Origin of the sequence: Shimia sp. MMG029 (assembly GCF_027947445.1) — a bacterium.
Classification (GTDB): domain Bacteria; phylum Pseudomonadota; class Alphaproteobacteria; order Rhodobacterales; family Rhodobacteraceae; genus Shimia.
In genome coordinates, this window is record NZ_JAQJIM010000009.1 from 37479 (window position 1) to 57435 (window position 19957).

Sequence of the window (19957 nt, forward strand, 5' to 3'; positions counted from 1 at the left end):
TTCGTCTGTGTGCCCTTTGGGCGGGGGTCGCCGAGCTCTAGAGTAACATTGCTTTATTAAAGAGGTTTTGCGACAAAACGCTCAATTGCGCGCGCGTGCGTTTTACTGTCGGGAGGAGACCGTATTGCAAGACAATACTCATGTTTCAGCAACGGTGCCTGACTGGAGCCGGGAGCGTATTTCACAATTCTGGGATCCGGCTCCCAAACTCCTGCGCACCATTCGCCGCTATCAGGCGGCACGTGCCAAAGGGGGCAGCTGGCCGCGTTTGGTGTCTCGCTACTGGGTGCTTGTACATCGGTTCTGGTCCGTGATCGCGCAATCCGAACTGCATTTGAACACACAGATAGAGGGGGGGCTGTGTCTTCCCCATCCCAACGGCATTATTGTGCATTCGGATGCCAAAATTGGTCCCAATTGCATGTTGATGCATCAGGTCACCTTAGCGGGCGCTGTTGTGCTTGAGGGGCATGTCGATATTGGCGCAGGAGCAAAGCTGATTGGCCCTCTGGTTGTCGGCAAAGATGCTGAAATCGGGGCCAATGCGGTCGTCACCAGCGATGTGCCAGCTGGGGCGGTCATGGGCGGCGTGCCCGCCCGTATTCTCAAGATGAAGCCGGGGTATCAACCTGCGGATCAGGATGTATCACAGGCCAGCTCATAAAATTGTGCGCGGCGCGTCTGCTTCTGTCTCAGTTGCCGGACTGGTGTGAGTTGCTGTTTGATGCTCTGGGTGGCGGCGCTGCTGGGCCAGCCGCTCGGCATATCCAAACAGCGTCCCAGCGATCAGCCAGGTGATCGGGGTCAGCGTCGCATTTGGCAACAGATCGATCATGTTAAAGCCAAGCATCACCGCAAGTGGCCCGACAAAGGGGGACAGCGCCTCATTCTGATGTGGCATTGCGCGTTGGCGGCGCGCGCCACTGGCAGGGGATGTAGGCTCCACATGACGCATCTCACGAAAAATCAGCCAAATTGGCAGCGCGATCAACCCAAATTGAGCGATATACCCCACCCATCCCCAGACACCGATCACGATGATCCAATACCCATCAGACACCGTGGTGATTTCACCTGTGGTGCTGTCATGAATGTGATTGCGACCCCAAATGCCCCATCCAAACAGAGGCTTGGCCATCGCCCTCTCAAACAGAATGTCCTCGTTTACGATGCGAAAGCTGAGCGACTGGGCGCGCTCCGCACTGAGCGTCTCTGCCTGTGCGATAATCGCGTCACTGGGCACAACATCCGCAGACTTCAAAACCGGGTACGCAAGCAAGATCGCAGCCAGTCCGATCGCCAGTCGCACCTGCGTTCTTTGACGCAACATCAGGATCGCCCCCGCTGCCAAGGATGCATAAACCAGTGTTGCAAGTGTCTTGCACAGGACCAGCACAATGGCGAGATACAGCGCCGCAATCAGAAACTTGGATGCGGAACGCCCATTGGCAGCTTTCCAAACCGTCAGGGCCGCCAACAATGCCGTCAGCACAAAATAGGCCAGCCAGATACCGTGGTAGAGAAACACCATCGGGCGATAACCACCACCGCGGATCGTCTGCGAAAACAAATGCTGGAAATAGCCATACACCCAGTTGTTGAGTTGGGGGCTCAATCGGACTTCGAGCAGGATCGGTACAGAGTAGGCCAAGGCCGCGACCACGAGCGCCACCAGTACATCGCGTTGATCGTCTGGCGTTTGCAGCAGGGCCCGCGCCAGCAGGAAACCCAGCACCAGAATTAAGTTGTTGATCGGCTGTGCCACAGCGTCTTGCAGGTAGAGGCCGCGAATATAGCTTTGGGTGAAAACCAATGGCTCTCCATTGCCCATAACCGTGGCGACCGGGCTCAGCACAAACACCGCGAGCAAAAGGCGCGCAATCTTGTTCTCTGGCAGGAGTTTGGGCCGCTGCGGCAAGACCAAAAACGCGACCACCACAATGGCAAGATTGGTCAGGCTGGTTTTGTCCAGCGCAGGCATCAGTGGAAAGTCAAACACAGCAGGCGGCGGAGGCAAAAGCAGATAGGCCCCCAGCAGTGACCAAATCAGCGCGCGTCCTGGTGGCAGCGCAACAAAAAGCCGCCAAATAACAATGGGCCACAGCATCAGCATCAATGTGGCGAATGCATTTGGCATGCTGTGGCGTGTCCTTCTTTTGCGCCCGCCAACGGACTATGCGGCCAGCGTGGTTGCGATGCCAGTCCCAGTCTAGAGCGCGATGCCCGCGCTGGGAATGGGGTTTTGCCCTCAGATCTTTTGGAAAACGGGTGTGCGACTTTCCTGTCTCAATACCGGGATTGCACCCATGTGAGAAGGGTCAGACGTTCACACACCTGTGCCTTGCGCCACGACAAACACTGTCCGCAAGACAACTTTCAAATCCGTCAAAAACGTGATGCTGCGCGCATATTTGGTGTCATGGTAAGCGCGTTCAGCAAAGCTGCATTCATTGCGCTCCGATGTTTGCCAAAATCCGGTTATCCCGGGGCGCATCAGGTAGTAGGCCGTCCCCGGATAGAGTTTTGTCTGGTCGGTCATCATTGGTCTCGGGCCGACCACCGACATGTCTCCGACAAACACGTTGAAGAACTGGGGCAACTCATCCAGAGATGTCTTGCGAATGAAGCGGCCCAAGCGTGTGATGCGCGGGTCATGTGTCAGCTTTTGCTTTTCGTCCCATTCCGCGCGCGCCGCTGCATCATTTGCCAGATGGGTTTCCAGCATTTGATCTGCATTGGGCACCATCGAGCGCAGCTTGATCATATGGAAACGCTTCCCATGTTTCCCAACCCGCTCTTGCCGATAAAAGGGGGTGCTGCCGTCGCGCGAAATCAAGATTGCCAGAACCAAAACAATCAGCGCTGCAGGCACCGCAGCGATCGCGACAATCGCAAGGTCAAACACGCGTTTCACACCGCTTTGGTAAATGCTCTGTTGAGTGGCGCCGACGGCAAAGCCGCGCGAAAAGCTCTCGTGCGAAGAATATGCCATGCGTTTTGTCCCTTCACCCTACCTGGGGGCATCGACAGGCACAAAAAGAGACTGCATTCAAAGCATGTGCTTTGAAGGTCGATTGTTTTCGTTCAATCCAAAAAAAATTGTCCCAAGCCTTAACGGCGAATTGCAGCGTAGTCCCCAGTTTGTGTCTTTTCGATGCTTCTCCTAAGAAGCGCCCACCCAAGGACAAACTTTAGACACAATTTTCACGAAATCCACCTTAACTTAAGTATAGTTTTGGTGAAAACCCTTGAAATAAAGGTGTTTTTGGAGATTTCGGCCCGAAAAGCCCGGGGTTTTGGTTAACGCGATGCGCGAGTCTGACAGCTTCATTTCGCGAGCGGGAAACGGTTCGCAGTGGTCGGGCGGCATTGTTTCGATAGGCGGGTTAATGCCGACGCAAAATGAGTGCTTTGGGGAGAGGTGATTCGGCTTGGCTGTGTGGCAAGTAGCCGAAATGTGTCCGAATTAGGGCGCGGACTGCCCCATTTGTAGGATGACAATCGCCAATATGACGAACATCACCAGCAAGGTGCCAAACTTTGCTATGGCGCCCGTGGTGCGCCAGCGCCGCTGAGACGTGGTTTCCAGCGCAGGGATCACGGCAACCGCCCGCAGCCCGAGTTGTTGCTCGAGCTGGGCCGCTGTTCGAATTTGCGGGCTGCGCAACTCCAGCGCCACAACCGCCGCCAATGCAACGGCAAGACTCAAGAGCGCGCCCATCGCCAAGGTGCGTTTGCGAGATGGAGCGACGGGGAAGTCCGGCGCGAGCGCCTTTTCCAAAACGGTGAAACTCTCGGAGTTCTGGCTTGCCTCAAGCATTTGCTGCATTTCAGCGCCCGCTTTTCCAGAGATGATCGCTTGGTACTGGTCTTCGAGTTTGGCCAGCTCCCGTTCGAGTTTGCCAAATTGCTGTTCCAGACGCGGGGTATCAGACAATGCTGCCTCAATTTCCGCAATTTCCAACTGGAACAGCTGGCTTTCTTCGCGCAAGCGCCGCAACCGCTGCGCCCGCACCGAATTGCCGCCAGAAGCCGCACTTTGATTTTCCAGAATTTGGCGCTGTATTTCCAGATCGATCTGTTCAAGATCTTCCAGACGTGTGCGCAGCGCTTCTACGCCACCGGGCAGCAGCACGGCGTGGTCGCGTTTGAAGTCAGCGATCTGCTGCTCCATTTCAACAATGGCGGTGCCGATGCGTTGCTCTTCACCATCAAAGAAACTCAGCGTTTCTGTCACGCGTGCGGTGCGTCGCGCGCGTTCTTGCTCCAGCACGTTGTTGACGAGTTCATTGACGACGTTTGCTGCCAAAACAGGGTCTGACATGCGTGCATAGACCAGCAGCGCGGATGGGCTGATGTCTTGACGCCAGAGAAACTCGGGGTCGATCACCCTGTCCACGCGCGCCGACTCCCTAAACAAAGCAACACGTTGCAAGTCGCTAAGCGTTGGGTCGTCAAACAGGTTATATTTCTCAATGATCGTCAGCAGGTTGTCGCGCGCCATAACGCGTTGTTCCACAATCTGCAGCTTTTGCAGCATATCGGCATTCAGCGCGCCGGGAGTGGTGCTTCCCGTCTGAATAGAGGGCTGTTCAATCTGGATGGTTGCCGATGTTTCGTATTCGCTCTCGAGGCTGAGCACATAGGTCAAGGCAATCAGCAGACCAATGGAGAACACCACCGCAAACACAAACGCGCGCCGCCGCAACGCGCTTAGAATTTCGCCAACAGACTGTATCTTGCCCATGACCATCCCCAATGGTGTCTCAGTCGCTACACAATTTTGCGCATGCGTGGATCTGTTTAAATCGCGATTGTGGTTATCCCGTGGCGCAAAGGTGGAAATCAGCGTTTTCCATGCCCTGACGCGCCCCGATTGTCACCAAAGATATCACCTGGTGTTGGGTGACGATTTGCACGCCTGTCAAACAGGCATTGGCAGGTATCTGTGCCGTCGGTTGGCAAAAGCGTGCTGTAAATCTTTTGCCGCTCTTGTCATATGTTATCGCAAGGCTTTCAAAGCCGAACATCGCACCACTCAGCATATACTGCGCCTTAAACGCGGCCTCTTTTGCCGAAAAAATCCGCCTTGCCCAAAGTGCTTTTTCGGCGCGGGTGCAACCTGACAAAGGGTCCAGTTCTGCCGCTGTGCAGACTTCAGAAATCAGCGCGTCCTCTAATGGCGCGTCTGGTTCGACATCTACACCAATTGCGCTGAACTGATGGCGCTTGCCAATTACAGCGATACAGACATCTGCATCATGGCTGATGGATCCCGAGAGCCCTTCTGGCCAAATCGGCGCACGATCCGCGCCGCTGGGCACGGCCTGCACCCGCACGCCAAGATCCTGCATGGCGCCGCGCGCCGCATGACGACCCGCCGCATATTCTCGTTGACGCGCTGGCCGTGCATTGGTGATCGCCACCGCTTCTTCAGGCCAAAGCGCGGCATAGACAGCTTTTGGATCGCTGATTGCGATCGCCACCCCTTCAGGTGCGATGAATCGAACTGCACGTTGCAAGTCGCTCAGCGATAGCGCGTGATGTGTCATCAGGCCCGCGCCCGCCTTCGCGCCCGCATCTCGCGCCGTTTGCGCATGATCTCAGCTCTGTTTGTGGTCAGCGACAGCTCTTCGGAAGCCTCTGCCGCACCGGTGGATGGCTCTGCGTCATCCAGGCCCAGCAATGTCTGCACCCGGCCAGCCAATGCGCCCAATGTGGGAAAACGGAACACATCTGTGATGGATAGCTGTTCCGCCCCAGAGCGGCTGCGTATCTCCCGATGGGCCTGCACCGCCAAAAGACTGTGCCCCCCCAGATCAAAGAAATTGTCGCCCAGCTCAATCGCCGTGACACCCAGAACCGCGCCCCAGACATCTGCAACCAGTTTGGTGATATCGCTATGTGCCACCGCAACTGGCGCTGCGGTCGTGGGCGGCTGTGCTGGTTTCTCTGCTTGCGCATTGGGCGGCGGCAGCGCCTTGCGGTCCACTTTTTTGTTGGGCGTCAGCGGGAACCGCTCAAGCGTCACATAGTGCTGCGGCCGCATGAAACTTGGCAGGCGCTCACGCAGTATCGCACGGATCTCTGCCTCCGCTGGTATGGCCCCGCGCAGATAGGCCACCAGCCGTACATCGCCCGGCACGTCTTCGCGCGCCATAACCACCGCCTGCACAATGCCACCAATCTCTTCCAGCCGCGCCTCGATTTCACCCAGCTCAATCCGGTAGCCCCGCAGCTTCACCTGATGATCCACACGGCCAAGGAAGTCGAGCTTGCCATCCTCCCGCCAGCGCACCAGATCCCCGGTTTTGTAAACGCGCCCTGCGCCAAAGGGATTGTCGATAAATCTTTCTGCTGTCAGCGCCTCACGCCGCCAGTAACCGCGCGTCACGCCCGCACCGCCAATCCACAGCTCGCCGGGCACGCCCACAGGCACCGCTGCGCCGGCTGTGTCCACCACATAGACCTGCGTGTTGGCAATTGGGGTGCCCACATTGGCCACCGCGTCCTCGGCATCCGCCAGCGCGGTGGTGGACCAGATCGTCGTTTCCGTTGGCCCATACATATTCTGTATGCGGGCCTTGGTCGCCGCCTGCAGATCGCCCACCAGCCCACCAGAAAGCGCCTCGCCCCCCACCATCATGTGCCGCAATCCCGCGAGCGCAAACCGCGCTTCGTCATTGTCCGCGATCAGACGCGCCATCGACGGGGTGCATTGCAGATGGCTCACTTCATGGCGCAGCATCTGCGCCGCAATAGACACATCTTCGGGGTCAAGCTCACAGCCCGCATTGGCACGCCGCAACACCTCGGCCAGAGGTTTCAGCCCCTCCAGAACAGTTGCGGTCGAAATGCCATAGTCAATCAGACAGGCAATCTCCGTCACGCCGATCGCCTTGACCTCAGCCACCCGCGCCAGCGCATCTTCCACGGTGCCAAACAGCCCGCTGTCTTCAAAATAGCGCTGGAAGGCGAAATCCAGAATGCCCTCAAGCTCGTCTTCGCTCAGACTGCCGAGATCCAGCTGAAACGCATTGTCCACGCCTTTTGGCCGCTTAAACGCCGGAAACGCCCAGGCATATTGCTTGATCAGCCCCGCCGCAGAACGCAGATAATCTTTCATGGGCTCCCGCGCGATTTCTCGCGCTGTGTCGCGATCCTTCGCCAGAAAACTGTGCAGCATCAAGGTGACATTGAAATCCGCAGGATCATGCCCGGCCTCACGCAATGCTGCGTGATACAGCGCGATTTTCTCACCCACTTCCGCAACGCTCTGCCCCAACAGATGGGTCAGCACATGACAGCCGTTGCGTCCCGCCTCTTGCCAGGTTTCCGGGTTGCCCGCCGTTGTCACCCACAAAGGCAGCTCTTTGGACACCGGGCGTGGTTGGGTTACCACAGGGTGCAGGCTTCCGTCCTGTTTGGGAAAGGCCACTTCCTCGCCACGCCACAGCTTTCGCAGCGCCTCCATCTGCGCAAACATCGCCGGTTTGTTGGCGGGCGGGGTGTTTTCCGGGCGCAGCACAAAATCATCCGGCTGCCAGCCGCTGGCAATCGCCAGCCCCGCACGGCCATTGGTGAGGTTGTCGATCACCGCCCATTCTTCGGCAATCCGGGCCGTATGGTGCAGGGGCGCCACGCAGGATCCGGCGCGCACGCCAATCTGTTTGGTCACCGCCGCCACTGCCGCACCGGTCACCGACGGGTTGGGATAGGGGCCGCCAAAGGCGTGGAAATGCCGCTCGGGCGTCCAGACTGCGCTAAAGCCATGGGCATCGGCAAACTTGGCGCCTTCCAGCAGAAGGTCATATTTCTTGCTGCCCGCACCATCGTCATTGCCCCAATAATAGAGCGAAAATGCCATGCCATCTTGCACCGTGGGCAGATGCCCATTGGAAATCTGGGTGGTGGTGTCATCCCCTGACAGCACCAGTTTGAAGCCGCGGGAGAGTGTCCAGAACAGCTCGAGCACCGAAATATCAAACGATAGCGAGGTGACAGCCATCCAGGCGTCACCTTCTTCATAAGGAATGCGCGCATCCATCCCGGCAAAGAAATTGGCGACATTGCCGTGCTCTACCATCACGCCCTTTGGGGTGCCGGTGGAGCCAGACGTGTAAATCAGATAGGCAAGGTCTGCGCCTGTCGCGGCCAGCGCAGGATTGTCGCGCGCAGCGGAGGCGAGCCGCGCGTCTGTATCTATCTCAAGCACCTGCGCCTGATGCTCTGGCAACTCGGGCGTGAGCGCAGCTTGCGTGACAATCACCCCGCATGCGCTGTCGGCAATATAATGCGCCAGCCGGTCGGTTGGATAGCTTGGGTCCATTGGCACATAGGCCCCGCCCGCCTTCAGGATCCCAAGGGCCGCAACAACCATATCGACAGAGCGGCGCAGGCACAGCCCGACCATGGATCCGGGTGCCACGCCCATCTCGCGCAGCACATGCGCCGCTTGATTGGCGCGCGCATTCAACGCGTCATAGCTCAGAATGTCATGCTCAAACACCAGCGCGGGCGCGTCCGGTGTTTTGGCAGCCTGCGCTTCGAACTGCGCAACCATGGTGACATCTGGGTCAAACTCCGCCTCTGTGGCGTTCCAGTCGGTCAGAATCTCGGCGCGCTCTGCTTCCGACAAGCCACTGATCTTGTGCAGGCTCTCTGCCGTGGCAATCTGCGTGGCGATCTGTTCCAGCCGCGCCGCCATCTTTGCGGCCTGTGCCGCATCAACACGCTCCGTATCAAAATGCAGATTGGCCGTGTCTTCAGTGATCGCCACTGTCAGCGCCGCGCCTAGGAGCGGGCCTTCACCGCGATGCACGGCCACATCCGGCATGCGCAAGACAGACAAAGCAGGGTCGCGGGCGATCAGATCACGGGCAAAACCGCCCCGTTTCTCTGCCTCAGTCGCCAAGGCTCCCATATGCGCATCTGCCGCTGGCAGCGCACCGGCCAGCATTTCTGGGGACAGGCGCAGTGGCACCCATGGGCAGACCAGTGCCGTCGCTGACAATGCAGGGCCGCGATAGGCCAGATCGCACACCTCCGAAATCCCTGACCGCAGCGCCCAAATGGCCACCGCGGTCAGGACACTCTTGGAGGGAGTCTCAGATAGGTTCAGCGGCAGGCTTTGTGTCGCCGCCGGCGCGCTGCTTTCGCGCACATCCGGCAGGATAGCGGGCACAAACTCCGCCAATTGCGCGCGCCAGAATGGCTCTGCTTTTGCCACAGGAGCCATCGCAGCCGTCCAAAGTTCGCGGGCTTCTTGATCCAGCGACGACAGCACTTCGCCACCTGTCAGAACCGAGGCAAGGCGCACTGGCCCGCCATCCAGATCCGTCAGGCCGCCAAGCCGTACAGCGCCTTGTCCGCAGGCCACGGTCAGCGTGTCCGTGTCAAAGGACAGCACGGTTCCGGCAGCCGCCTGTGTTGGATTGCTTGCAGGCTCTGCTGTTTGGATCAGTAAGATGCGATCCTTCGCAGCAATCTTTGGCGCCCAAAGCGGGTTGTAATAATCCCCATGATCAAGCGCCCGCACCAGCGCCACAACCGCCTTTGCATCTTGGGTGAAATCCACACGCCCGCCGCCCTCTGGCCGATCCGCGCGTCCAAAATAGCTGCGCTGCCTCATGTCTTGGGCAGCCGCTTCGGGCAGGTCCGCCGCCAAGGCAGCCACCACCTCTGGAAAGCTCTCGATCGCAGCGGTGTAGCATTTTGTGTTCAGCGTCAGCGCCGTGTCGCTCTGCTCCACATCAAACAGGCGCTGGGCCACGATCCTGCCAGTATCGGCGCGGGCTTCCATCGTGTGCCAGGTGATGCCGTGGCGTGGCTCTTGGTTGAGGCGCGCCCAGACCGGTGCATTCAACCCCGCATATTTCGGCAATGGCCCGTCATGAAAATTCACCGCGCCTTTTGTGGGCAGATCCAAGACCGCTTGCGGCAGCATGTCGAGATTGGCCACGCTCAGCAGCCAGTCAAAGTCCATGTCCGCCAGCGCCGCGCCAAAGTCTTCCTCTGAGGACAGCACCCGCAGCCCTTCTGCCTCTGCCCATTCGCGAATGTTTGGCGTGCGTGTCACCACAGCTTCCACACCGTGGCCCATATCCCGCCACAGCGTGGCGCATTGCACCAGCAGGCTTTCGTTGCCAATCATCACCGCGCGCATCGGTGTGCGGTCCATCAAGCGATCAAGGCTCATTGTGCAGCCTCCTGTTGTGTCGGGAGGGCAGGGATCTCAGCCTCTTTGGCTTTTGGCCGGCGCAGCGCGTGCACGACCAGATCGCGCAGGAAATGCTCAGGATCCCGGCGCGGCTTGCGCCCCACAGCCCGCCGCAGTTTCCACAGCAGGCCGCCCACCACATGCGCCACCGTTGCCGCCACCGCATAGACCGTGCCGTGGTTTTTGCGAAAATAGTGCTGGCGGCTGTCAAACCAATACTGCGGCATCCGTTGCCAGCTCTTCATACCTGTTGAGACAGAGCCGATGTGCATCACTTCGCTCGCGCGCACATAGTCCACATGCCAGCCCGCACGCCGCGCCCTTAGACACAGATCCGTCTCTTCAAAATAGAGGAAAAACCTCTCATCAAAGAGGCCAATCTTCGCCAGCACCTGCCGCCGCATCATCACTGACGCGCCAGCCAGCCAATCCACCCGCGTGGTCGCCTGCGGCAATGGCAGCGGCACCACATGGCGCGACAACAGCCGTGCGATCGCGCCAATCCGCGCCGCGCCCTCAAGCTCGCTCCAGATCGAAGGGAAGCGGAAGGCGGTGAGATGCGGCGCACCATCCTCCCCATGAATGTAGGAGCCAGCAAAGCCACAGTCCGGCGTGTCTTCCAGATGCGCAATCAGCGCGGCAATGCTGCCCGCACCCGGAAAAGCATCAGAGTTCAGGATGTAGATATAGTCATGGGCCCGCTGCGTCAGCGCGTGCCTTATGCCAAAATTATTGCCCGCGCCAAAGCCGCCATTGTGGCCCGATTGTACAAGTTCCACCCGCCCCGGCGCCCAATGAGCGCTCGCCAGCGCCGCCTGCATCTGTTCAAAAGAGCCATCACCGCTGTCATTGTCGACAATCACAATCTGGCCGTCGATGCCCGCCATTTCGCGCGCCGCAGCCTCTGCGGCCTTAAGCGTCATCTCCGGCGTGCGCCAGTTCAGGATCACGGTCAACAGGCTGGGGGCTGCGCTCATTCTGCCGCCTCTCGCAAGATCTGCGCAGCGGGCGATGCCTCAGCTTCCGCCGCCGCAATCACTGCTTTCAGCCGGGTGGCAAGCACCCGCACATTCGGCTCCAGCACCATGGAATCGTGATCCCCCGGCACCTCATAGACCGCAACATCAGGCACCCATTGGCCCCAGTCATTGTCATGGAACACATAGGCGCGGTCCTGATCCACAAGGCGGCCATGGCCCATGTCCCATTTGCCCTGCAGCGGCGGGCGGAACAGGACCAGATTGCCGCCCCAGCCCTGCATCGGATATTGCGCCACCGCGCGCAGGAAGGCCGCCTCAATCTCCGCATCATGGAACTGCTGGCCCTGTGGCTGCGTTTCCTCTGTGGGCTGACGTTTCGCAATCTCCCAGGCGATGCGGTTTTTCGCCCAGATCGCCGGGTACATAACACCTTTGCTGCGCAGCTCCTGCCACTGGATGCGCATCCGGTCTGCGCGGCTCAAGGCACGGCGCACCGGCAGTGGCGTATCCAGCATCGCGACCAAACGCACCTCATCGCCCATCGCTTCCAGCTGGCGCGCGATTTCATAGGCCGTGATGCCCCCACCAGAGAAGCCACCCAACAAATACGGCCCTTCAGGCTGCACCTGCTTCATTTCGGCGATGTAATCTGTTGCTGCCGCGACCAGATCATCATGGGGCTGCGTATCGCCAAACAGCCCGCGCGCCTGCAGGCCATAAAACGGACGATCCGCCCCAATCAGATGTGCCAGATGGCGCAGGTTCAACACATTGCCAAACATCCCGGCCACAAGGAAAAATGGTGTTTTTGCCCCTCCTTCGCCCTGATGCATCGGCACCAGATGGGTAAAGCGTGGCGCCTTTTTGAGGCTTTCCTGCCCGTCACCCGCGTCTATTTCTGCAAGCGCCTGATCCCCGATCTGCGCTGCAATCATGGCCGCGCAGGTTTCAATTGTCGGGGCTTCAAACAGCACCGAAATCGGGAAATCAATCGCCCAGGCTTTCTTGACCATGGCAAACAGGCGCACCGCAATCAGGCTGTGCCCCCCCAGATCAAAGAAGCTGTCCTGTACCCCAACCTGATCAACGCCCAGAAGCTCCTGCCAGAACCCCGCCAATGTGCGCTCAACATCCGTGCGCGGGGCCACAAAATCACTCTCAAGCTCAGGTCGTTCAAAACTCTGCGTTGGCCCTGCGTCCTCCTGCACACCCGCATCAGCTTGCGCGATCAGCGCGGCCAGATCGAGAGAGGAGACAACCAATTGCGGGCGCTTGTCTTTCAGCGCCGCTTCAAACATCTGCGCGCCAAGCTCGGGTGGAATGCCTTGTGACAAGTTATGCGCCAGCCGCTCCTCCGCCGCAGACAGCGGCGCTTGCGCGGCACGGCGCGCGGCGAACTCAACCTCGCTCTTGCGCAGGGGCTGCGCTTTGGCAAATCCAGCGGCGGTTTCGACTTGCCGCAATGCCAGTCCGGTGACCTCAACACAAACTTTGCCTGCTGTGTCCGTCAGCGTCACATCAAACCGGGCAGACCCTGCCGTACTGTCACCGCTTTTCAGCCGCACATGGCTCACCACTTCCACAGGCAGCGGCGCAAACCGCGCCAAACGGGTATAGCCGACAGGCACCCACAGATAGCCCTGCGCATACTCCGGGATCAGATCCATCGCCCAGCCTGTGGCGATATCAAGCAACCCCGGATGCAGTTGCAGGCCATGCGCCTCAAACGATCTCTCCAGTCGCAGGTGCGCCACGCCTTGCGCGTCGCCAAGCGCCGTGTCGCGCAGCACTTTCCAGCGCGGGCCAAAGCGCATATGCGCCTCCTGCGGCGCATTCAAAGCGGTGCCGTTGCCGTCTTGTCTGATCGCGCAATCGCCGCGCAGTTCTGCGATGTTCAGCGCCTTTTCAGGGATTTGTCGTATTGGTACAAGTTGCGCTTCGGCATGGGTTTGCCAGCCAGCCTGACCGTCAAACTCCACGGCGCTCTGCACTGCAAAGGCATACCCGGTTGGGCTGCGTTGCAGACGCACGCGCAGATCGCAATCTGCATCATCGGCCACATGCAAGGGCCGCAGGAACAGCAGATCTTCAACAGCAAAGGCGGCAGTTTCTCCGTGCGCTGCCAATGCCTCATAAGCCAGTGTGATATAGCCTGTGCCGGGCATCACCGCTGCGCCATCAAGCGTGCGGTGCTCATCCAAAATCCAGTCCCGTGGGCTCAGTCTCGCAGAAAACACCCTGTGGCCCTGCGCATCGAATCCGGCCCCGGTCAACAGCGGCGTGTTGATCGCCTCCATCGCCGTTTCCGCCCCACCGCCTTGCCGCGCGGCCACGGCTTCCGCCGCCATGCCGACCTCAGCCCAAAGCCCCCAGTTGACGGCCCGCACCCGCGTTTGCGCACCTTGGCGCGCCTGTGCATAGGCATTGAGATAGGCATTGGCTGCAACATAGTCGATTTGCCCCGCTGGCGCTGTGGCGGTGGAGGATGACGCAAACAGCATCAGCCAGTCCAGACTGCCATCGGGAAACAGCTGTTCCAGCACCTGTGTGCCATGCAATTTTGGGGCCAGTACATCCTCAATACTGGCAGAGGTTTTGGCCAATAGCGGCCCGTCATCAATCACACCGGCTGCGTGGATCACGCCGTTGATCTCACCAAACGCCGCTTTGGCCGTTGCCACCGCCTCGGCCATCTCAGCGCTGTTGCACACATCCGCCCCAAGCGGCAGCACCGTGCCGCCAAGACGTTCCAGCCGCTCAACTGCGCGCATCTTTTGTGCAATGCGATCCTTCGGGGCATGGGTTTTCAGATATTGCGCCCAGTCGTCGCGCGGCGGCAAAGCCTCGCGCGCCAGCAGCACCACATGCGCTTGCGCCTCGCGGATCATCCGCTCCGCCAGCGTCAGCCCAATGCCGCCAAATCCCCCGGTGATCAGATAGGTGCCACCCTGTTGCCAGACTGGCATTTCCTCACCATCAAGCGCGACCTTTCGATAGCCACGTTCAAAGCGTTTCTCTCCGCGCCACGCCGCAATCTGCGCCTGCGGAGGTGCCAGCACCTCTTCCAATAGACGCGAGGTGAGCGTGCTGCGTGCTTTCCTGTTGGGTGTTTCCACATCCAGCAGGCTCGCACTGACACCGGGCAATTCGCGCCCCATCACCTGTATCGGTCCAAGCGCGGTGGCTTTTTCAGGGTAGGGCAGGGACTCTTTGCGCACCTGTACTGCGCCGTTGCTCACCGCCGTGATGTGCAGCGGGGTGGGTAGGTTTTCTTCGCTCACCGCTTGGGCGAGGAAGAATAGGCTCATCAACCCCTGTTCCTGATTGCGGTGGAAAAAGCTTGATCCGGGGCGGTGACGCTCATCTTCGGTCAGCAGCCACAGATGCACAATCCGATCCGGCGCGCGCCCCTTGGCCATCAGGTTTTGCAGCAACGCGTCATAGCCCTCGCGGCCACGTTCCGGGGCCAACACATAGGCATCTGGCCCGATCTCGGCAAAGGCATCCCCGGTTGTAACGGTCACCACATTTTGCCCGGCTTTGCGCATCCGTGCCGCCAGCGCCGCACCCGTGCCGCCCTCATCGACAAAGATCAGCCAGCTGTGCGGTTCGGCACTTTCAAGCTCGCTGTCCACGTCAATGTCACAGGCGGCCAGTTGCGGCTTCCATACGGGAGCGTATGTCCAGTCATCCGTATCTTCAAGCCGCATCAATGGGTCATCGGCGGCATCCACATGCCCGGTGCCCGGCTCAATGAAGTAGTGGCTGCGCTGAAACGCATAGGTTGGCAGCACCACCTTCTGGCGTGGCACGTCACCCCAATAGTGATCAAAGTCTACATCTACACCACAGGCCCAGAGCTGGCCCAAGAGGTTAAGGAAATAGGCGTCATCCGCAATCTCTTCCTCTGGGTGGCGCAGCGACGACAGCACCTTGTCCGCTTTCACCTGCCCATGCATTTTGGTGAGCGACGACAGGGCTTTGCCCGGTCCGACTTCCAGATAGATCCGCGACGTTTTCTCAGACAGTGTCGTGATTCCATCGGCAAACAGCACTGTATTGCGCAGATGCGCGACCCAGTAGTCCGGGTCAACCGCCTCCTGCGCTGTCAACACGTCCCCGGTGCGGTTAGAAATGATCGGCAGGCTTGGCGCCTTCAATGCAATCGCACGCAGGTAGTCCCCAAACTCCGCCAAAATCGGCTCCAGCATCCGCGAATGCGCCGCGATGTTGATCGGAACACGTTGTGTGTCGATCTTTTTCATGGCGAGTTTTGTCGCCAGCACATCCAGCGCCACATCAGATCCAGACACCACCGTCAGCGTCGCGGCATTCACAGAGGCAATGTCCAGCTCGTCACCCAGAAACGGCGCAAGCTCTGCAACAGACAAGGGCACAGACAACATGCCGCCTGCCGGCACCCGGTCAAACAGCTGGCCCCGCAGCTGCACCAGCCCAAGACAGTCCTCAAAGGACATCACATCCGCCAGACAGGCCGCGGTGTTTTCCCCCATGGAATGCCCGATCAACGCCGCAGGCTTCACGCCCCAGCTGATCCAAAGCTGCGCCAGCGCATATTCCACCATCATGATCAGTGGCAGCTGCAGGCTGGGTCGTTTCAGCCGTTCCTCAGCTTGACCAGCTGCAGACCCTTCCGCCAGCCACAAGGCACGCAATTCTGCGCCGCCTTTGCCTGCCAGGTGGGCAAACCCTTGCTCCATCCACTCGGCAAAAACCGGCTCCGTCTCATAAAGTTCACGCCCCATGCCCACATACTGCGCGCCCCCGCCGGGGAACATGAACACCACCTCCGGCGCAGCACTGGCCTCTTGTGTGAACACCCGCCGGGGATCATTTGCTTCAAGCAGTGCCGCGGCATCTTCATGACTGTCCGCCATCACAACCCGGCGCTTTTCAAACGCGCGCCGACCATACAGAAGCGTATGGGCGATATCCGCCAATGGCTGCTCAGGGTGGGCGCGCAGATGCGCCGCCAGATTGGCGGTGTTTGCCTCCAGCGCCTTTGTGCTGCGCCCGGATACCGCGATCAGATGAAACGGCCAGTCGCTTGGGACACTAGCGGCGCGTGCAGGGGCTTCCTCCACCAGCACATGCGCGTTGGTGCCGCCCACGCCAAGGCTGTTCACACCCGCGCGCCGGGGCCCATTGCGGGGCGTCCAATCTTGCAAGGCGGCGTTCACCGCAAATGGGCTGGTGTCAAAATCAATCGCTGGATTGGGCGCTTCAAATCCAAGGCTTGGCGGCATTTCTTTGTGATGCAGCGCCAGCGCGGTCTTGATCAGGCTTGCCGCTCCGGCGGCTGTGTCCAGATGGCCGATATTGGTTTTCACCGACCCGATCCGGCAAAATCCCGTCTCATCGGTGCTTTGCCGGTAGGCTTCGGTTAATGCGGCCACCTCAATCGGATCGCCTAGATAGGTGCCCGTGCCGTGGCACTCCACATAGTCCACAGTGTCCGCAGGCACATCTGCCACCGCCAGCGCATCGGACACCGCCGCCGCTTGCCCCCCCACAGAGGGCGCAAGATAGCCCGCCTTGTCCGCACCATCATTGTTTACAGCGGAGCCTTTGATCACCGCCCAGATGTGATCGCCAGCCGCCACCGCATCGTTGAGCCGCCGCAACACAATCGCCCCCGCACCCGAGCCAAAAACCGTGCCTTGCGCACGATGGTCAAAGGCATGGCATTCCCCGTCAGGGGACAGGATTTCACCTTCGTTGAATAGATACCCGCGCCCCTGGGGCAACTCGATGGTGACCCCTCCGGCAATCGCCATGTCGCATTCACCATTCAGGATCGACTGCGCCGCATAATGCACCGCCACCAGCGAAGTGGAACAGGCGGTCTGTACCCCAAGGCTTGGCCCCTTCAGATCCAGAATATGGCTCAGCCGCGTGGCCAGAAAATCCTTGTCGTTGCCGGTGTGGCGCAGCAGGAACATTCCGGTCTTGTCCACCAGATCGCGGTTGGAACAGAGGTTGAAATAAAAATAGCTGCCCATGCCGCAGCCTGCAAAAACCCCGATCGGCCCATCAAAGCGTTCTGGAACATGGCCTGCGTTTTCAAGCGCCTCCCAGCTCACTTCCAGAAACTGGCGGTGCTGCGGATCCATAATCGCCGCCTCTTTGGGCGACAGCCCAAAGAACTCCGCATCAAACTCTGCAAACCCGTCAAGCGTCGCCGCCGCAGGGACGTAATTGGGCTTTGCGATCCGCGCTGGGTGTTCGCCATTGGCCAACAGCTCATTTTCGCTGAACATTTTGATTGAGCGGATGCCCGCCCGCAGGTTCTTCCAATAAGCATCAATGCTGGTCGCACCGGGCAAGTGCGCTGCCATGCCGACGATGGCAATATCCGTCTGTTGTGCCGTCTTACCCTGCGTGTCGCTCAAACTCTTACCCGCCAAAGTCACCTGCGCCAAAGCCGCGCGTCTTTTGAGGCCTTTTTATGTAAAAAGGGTCTTTCATTTCGCTTAAGCGTAAAATTCTATCTGATCTTCAGAAAGGTCAAATCAGGGCAAATTAAGGGCAGAAAGCGCGAAAATCGTCTTTTGATGCAAGATCCATACCAATGCCCCCACGCACAGCCCCACCACCCAAAACAGCGCGTCGTGACGCGCATCCCACGCGGCATGTTTGCGCGCAAGCCATACAACCACAGGGTAGGAGAGGGCAGCCGCAAGCCCTTGCCCCAGCAAGGCGCCAGTCAGGCCAAATTCCGTACCCCCCACGATCAGCCCCGTCATCACCAGCGCTGCGCGGGTGGCTGTGAGCACAAAGAAACCTCTGCTGTCGCCCGCCGCCAATGCCGCCTGATCATAGGTCAGCGCGATCATTTGCGGGATCTGCAGCAGTGCCAAAAGCACAACGACACCGCCAGCCAGTTCATAGCGTGGGTCATACAAGGTCTGCACAAGCCACGGGCCCAGCACCGCAAAACCCGTCAAGAGTGTAAACAACCCCGCACTCAACAGCAGGCGCATCTTATGCAGATGTGCGCGGTTCTCAGCGCTCGCAGCGGGGGGCTTCTCGCGATAAATGGGGATCAACAACCGCCCTGCAACCATGCCGCCCAGCAACCACGGGAAAGAGGCGAGGAAGTAGCCAATGTTATAGATGCCAAGCGCCCCAAGGCTCAGAAACTTTCCAAGCACGATTTTGTCACCCTGACTCAGCAGAAACCCCGCAGCGGTTGAGAAAAAAATCCACTTGCCAAAATGGATCAACTCGCGCGCCGCCGGGCGCTCCCATCGCAGGGCATTGCGTGCTCCGGGCAAAAAGATCTGATAGCAAAACAGCTGCAACAGCTGCGACACCATCGCGCTTGTCACCAAGGCCCAGACAGATCCTGTCTGCCAAGCAACCAATACACCTGCGATCAATCCGATCAGTTGCGCGCTCAAATCAATCAGTGTGATGCGGCCGAATGTGAGACGGCGGTTTGCGCTGTCTTTCTTTGTCGGGAAAACCCCGGAAATCAGCAGTGTGACCCCAACAACAGGCAGGATTTGCGCCAGTTCCGGGGCCTCATAAAACGCAGCAACAGGCGCAGCCAGCGCCCATGTCAGCCCCATCAAGATCACGCCGCGCAGCACTTGCAGGGTCCAGGCCGTGTTCAAAAACGCCGGGTCTTCACCGCGTTTGGATTGCAGGATCGACTGGCTGACACCCATATCGCTGAGATTGTTCAGCCCCTGCATAAACACCCAGACAAGGCTCATCAGGCCAAAGGCTTCCGGGAAGAGCAGCCGGGTCAGGATCAGATTGGAGGCCAGTCTCAGCGCCTGACTCCCCCCATATCCCAAAATGGTCAGCCCGCCGCTGCGCAACGCCCGCGCACCAAGCGATTGACCTTGGGTGATCTGCTGCAGGCGGCTCATCGGCCGCGCTCCCAGGTCTGTGTTGATTGGGGGTAGAGTTTTACCGCCACCGCCACCGCTGCATAAACGCCGAACCCAATTGGATCGCGCAGCGCCATCTCCAGCATCTGACGTACGCCCACAGGCCGTTTTTGATCATTATTGGCAAGGGCAGGAAACCGCGCAAAGACCTCATCGACCCCGGCATTCTGCCGCCGCCGCACCCTCACAAGGGCGCAGAAACCCTCCACCAATGGCCAATCATAGCCAGCGCATACACCTATGCGCTCTTCCGGCGCAAATGACAGCCGCACAAAGGTGTCATCTGAAATAATGTCTGGAAATGCGCCCCAACGCGCACGCCCTGCCGCGTTCACGGCAAACAGCCCTGCGCCGGGCACCCCGTCGGTGACAAACGGCACCTTCGCATAGGTGCGCGCATAGGCACGTGTTGACCAGCTTGTCGCCGGGCTGAGCCGCAACCTGCCGCTCGCATAGCGTGGGTCTGGCGTGGCCAAAGCCTGCGTGAGTTGGGAAAACAGCGCCGGATCGACCAGGACATCCGCGTCTAGATAGGCGCGGGTTTCGAATTTGGCGGCCGCATCCGCTGCATTCAGCGCGCCGATCTTGCCAATCGCGGGCAACTCCAGAACAGTCAGTTCCCAGCCCTTTTGCGCAGCGACTGCGGCGTGGCGTTTTGCGATTGCAGGGGTCTCGTCATCGCATCCATTTGCGGCGACAACGATCTGCGCATGTGCCAGACCTTCAGACCGCAGCACGGCGTCAAGGCACGCACCGATGTGGGCGGCTTCATTGCTTGCTGGAATGAGGATGCTCAACACCGCCGGGATGCCCTCTGTAAGTCGCTGGCGGCGACC

10 protein-coding genes are annotated in these 19957 nt (G+C 59.5%); 1 reads left to right on the top strand and 9 read right to left on the bottom strand.

Annotation, left to right across the window (positions count from 1 at the left end; all coding sequences use genetic code 11):
• Positions 1-124 precede the first annotated feature (124 nt).
• Positions 125-664 (top strand): serine acetyltransferase, encoded by a 540-nt coding sequence (locus PJL69_RS17715; RefSeq protein ID WP_271310859.1) that lies wholly within the window; start codon positions 125-127, stop codon positions 662-664.
• Here PJL69_RS17715 and PJL69_RS17720 read toward each other — a convergent pair.
• The 9 genes from PJL69_RS17720 to PJL69_RS17760 form a co-directional block, all read right to left on the bottom strand.
• Positions 659-2137, bottom strand: coding sequence for a hypothetical protein (locus PJL69_RS17720; protein ID WP_271310860.1), 1479 nt, complete (start codon positions 2135-2137; stop codon positions 659-661). The genes PJL69_RS17715 and PJL69_RS17720 overlap by 6 nt on opposite strands.
• Positions 2138-2326: 189 nt before the next feature.
• Positions 2327-2992 (bottom strand): sugar transferase, encoded by a 666-nt coding sequence (locus PJL69_RS17725; RefSeq protein WP_271310861.1) that lies wholly within the window; start codon positions 2990-2992, stop codon positions 2327-2329.
• 474 nt (positions 2993-3466) lie between these two features.
• Positions 3467-4747 carry a Wzz/FepE/Etk N-terminal domain-containing protein gene (locus PJL69_RS17730; RefSeq protein ID WP_271310862.1) on the bottom strand — a complete coding sequence of 427 codons (1281 nt, stop codon included), beginning with the start codon at positions 4745-4747 and terminating at the stop codon, positions 3467-3469.
• Positions 4748-4820: 73 nt separating this feature from the next.
• Positions 4821-5552 (bottom strand): 4'-phosphopantetheinyl transferase family protein, encoded by a 732-nt coding sequence (locus PJL69_RS17735; RefSeq protein ID WP_271310863.1) that lies wholly within the window; start codon positions 5550-5552, stop codon positions 4821-4823.
• On the bottom strand, positions 5552-10198 hold the full coding sequence (locus tag PJL69_RS17740) for a MupA/Atu3671 family FMN-dependent luciferase-like monooxygenase (RefSeq protein WP_271310864.1): 4647 nt from the start codon (positions 10196-10198) through the stop codon (positions 5552-5554). The genes PJL69_RS17735 and PJL69_RS17740 overlap by 1 nt, the downstream gene beginning before the upstream one ends.
• Positions 10195-11196 carry a glycosyltransferase gene (locus PJL69_RS17745; protein WP_271310865.1) on the bottom strand — a complete coding sequence of 334 codons (1002 nt, stop codon included), beginning with the start codon at positions 11194-11196 and terminating at the stop codon, positions 10195-10197. The genes PJL69_RS17740 and PJL69_RS17745 overlap by 4 nt, the downstream gene beginning before the upstream one ends.
• Positions 11193-17633 (bottom strand): type I polyketide synthase, encoded by a 6441-nt coding sequence (locus PJL69_RS17750; protein WP_271310935.1) that lies wholly within the window; start codon positions 17631-17633, stop codon positions 11193-11195. The genes PJL69_RS17745 and PJL69_RS17750 overlap by 4 nt, the downstream gene beginning before the upstream one ends.
• Before the next feature lie 99 nt (positions 17634-17732).
• Entirely contained in the window at positions 17733-19100 is a 1368-nt protein-coding gene (locus PJL69_RS17755) for an oligosaccharide flippase family protein (RefSeq protein WP_271310866.1), read from the bottom strand.
• Entirely contained in the window at positions 19097-19921 is an 825-nt protein-coding gene (locus PJL69_RS17760; RefSeq protein ID WP_333781889.1) for a glycosyltransferase, read from the bottom strand. The genes PJL69_RS17755 and PJL69_RS17760 overlap by 4 nt, the downstream gene beginning before the upstream one ends.
• Positions 19922-19957 lie beyond the last annotated feature (36 nt).